At 55.8% G+C, this 2,358-nt stretch carries 3 protein-coding genes; 2 read left to right on the forward strand and 1 reads right to left on the reverse strand.

What is annotated here, in order from left to right:
• Positions 1 to 130: 130 nt before the first annotated feature.
• Positions 131 to 484 carry a hypothetical protein gene (locus LCM4576_RS36210; RefSeq protein WP_131803197.1) on the reverse strand — a complete coding sequence of 118 codons (354 nt, stop codon included), beginning with the start codon at positions 482 to 484 and terminating at the stop codon, positions 131 to 133.
• Positions 485 to 717: 233 nt separating this feature from the next.
• Here LCM4576_RS36210 and LCM4576_RS00225 point away from each other — a divergent pair, with 233 nt between their 5' ends.
• Both LCM4576_RS00225 and LCM4576_RS00230 read left to right on the forward strand, forming a co-directional pair.
• A complete protein-coding gene (locus LCM4576_RS00225) occupies positions 718 to 1,413 on the forward strand; it encodes an adenylate/guanylate cyclase domain-containing protein (protein WP_071029581.1) in 696 nt (231 codons plus the stop codon).
• Positions 1,414 to 1,422: 9 nt separating this feature from the next.
• Complete coding sequence (locus tag LCM4576_RS00230) at positions 1,423 to 2,334, forward strand: TIR domain-containing protein (RefSeq protein WP_071029583.1); 912 nt, start codon at positions 1,423 to 1,425, stop codon at positions 2,332 to 2,334.
• Positions 2,335 to 2,358 lie beyond the last annotated feature (24 nt).

Consider the following 2,358-nt stretch of genomic DNA (forward strand, 5'->3'; position numbering starts at 1 on the left):
GGCACCCACGATGACGACGGGATCTTGGCCTTCACCGATGAAGGAATCAAGGAGGTCAAATTCCTCCTCGATGAATATCATCGCGTCCCCCCATCGAAAGCTTGACCCAAGCACGGCGGTGCTCAGGTGCTCACGGCCGGATACGCACTCCTGCGGTCTTCACCGGATGGGTACCAAGGACATCCAGCCTGACCAGCTTCTTTACGTGAGGATCAGCAAGATCCAAGACCGCGCCGATCCCGTGCTTGTCCTCGAAAGCTTGCCCCTCCCGATGAAATGCGCGAATGCGATCAAGTGCTTTGGATCGCTGAAGGCTCTGGAGCAATTCTTCGTTCTCAGCTAGGAACTTGCCAAGCATTACGATGTCGCCCGACTTGGCGCATACCTTCATCGTGCCAAGTACCAGCTGTCGATGTTTATGTGAAYCGGCAGCGTATTGTCCATCTTGCTCTTGGAGGACTTTCGTCTCGTTTGACTCGCGCATGTTATCACTCCCTTCCTCGATGAGACGATCCTTTCAACGGCGGCTGCAAGCAACCAGGTCGCACCGTATTGCCGACTGCCTTTTCAAACCGTACCCTCAAGCGCGATTTCGGCCCGTCTGCCCGAAGGCGTCAGTGACAGTTCCTCTGCACCTGCCTCGCCTGAAATTCCCTTCACGCGAGAGGTTGCTTTCATTTCCAGACTCGTTGCAGCTGAGCTCATTGGGAGGGCTAAATGGGCATTGCTGACGAGATCAAGAACAACRCATCCACCACCTTTAGGACGGCCTGGGCTACGCGGGATGGCGWGAAAGTCCCGGAGCCTCGCGATCTCAAGCTGGGCAACGATGCGGTCCACTTTGCGAGGGCGACTGTACTGTACGCCGACTTGGACCAGTCGACATCGCTAGTCGAGAGCAAGAAGTGGCATTTTGCTGCTGAGGTCTACAAGACCTATCTATACGCGGCGTCGCGTTTGATAAACGATGCGGGCGGAACGATTGTTTCATATGACGGGGATCGCGTTATGGGGGTCTTCATCGGCGAGCGTCAATGCAACGACGCAGTGAGATGTGCTCTAAAGATCAACTATGCGGTCAAGCACATTGTACAGACCGAGCTGAAGAACCAATACAAGAACAGCACCTATGCGATCAGGCATGTGGTGGGCATAGACACTTCTGAGATACATGTCGCGCGAACAGGAGTTCGAGGCGACAACGATCTTGTGTGGGTTGGCAATTCGGCAAACCTAGCGGCTAAGTTGACCRCCGAAAGTGCGGATTATCCCACATGGATTACCGATCGTGTGTATAACTATTTGAATGACGATCAGAAGCTTTCAAAGGGAACGAACATGTGGAAATCGTGGAAGTGGACTAAGCACAATAACGATACAATCTACTCATCTACTTACTACTGGTCGTTCTGAGGTCGTGGCGTGATTGACAGATTTCTCGGTGAGGGCGGGCACCGGCTTCGCGTGGAAGCTCTGCGCGGCCAGAAATTGGTTTCGGGCAACGGTGCGCTGGCCGAAGAATTAGCTGATGCCGTTGAATTGATCGCCCTGGCGAAGGGGCAGGTACTGATCCAACAGGACGGCCACGACAATGACGTTTATTTCATCATTGCAGGCTCATTCGAAGTCGTTGTCAACGGCCGGCGGGTAGCTGCTCGTGGCCCTGGCGACTGCGTCGGCGAGATGGCTGCCATAGAGCCGACGCAGAGAAGATCGGCGACGGTGGCAGCGAGCGAAGCTTCCGTCGTCGCCAGGCTGAGCGAAGGGAAATTCACCGAAATCGCCTCCCGCTATCCAGAAATGTATCGCGTCATCGCCAAGGAACTCTCCAGGCGGTTGCTGCAGCGGAACGCGACGATCGGTGCATATCGAGATAAGACTCGCGTGTTTCTGATCTCGTCTGGCGAGGCCGTGGCCGTCGCAAGGATAATCCAGAACGCGCTCAGCCGAGACTTCCTGGTCGTCCYGTGGACCGACGGGGTGYTYAAGGTCGCGAGCTATCCCCTCCAAAGTTTAGAGGACGAGTTGGAAAAATGCGATTTCGCGATTGCAGTCGCGCATGCCGATGACATGACGGAAAGCCGAGGCAGGGACTGGCCCAGCCCGCGGGATAACGTCGTTTTCGAACTTGGCCTGTTTATGGGTCGCCTGAACCGTCAACGCGCAATTCTGATGGAACCCCGAGAGGAGAAAGTGAAGCTTCCAAGCGACCTGGCAGGCGTGACGACGATCCCCTATCGCTATGTGCCCGGGGACGACGCCGCTGCCTTGATGGGGCCGGCCTGCAATGACCTGCGGGACCACATAAATAGGTTCGGTCCGTTTAACGGATAGCCATACCCGGCGATGCGAAGCTCC

Origin of the sequence: Mesorhizobium sp. LCM 4576, from assembly GCF_001854815.1 — a bacterium.
Classification (GTDB): Bacteria; Pseudomonadota; Alphaproteobacteria; order Rhizobiales; family Rhizobiaceae; genus Mesorhizobium; species Mesorhizobium plurifarium.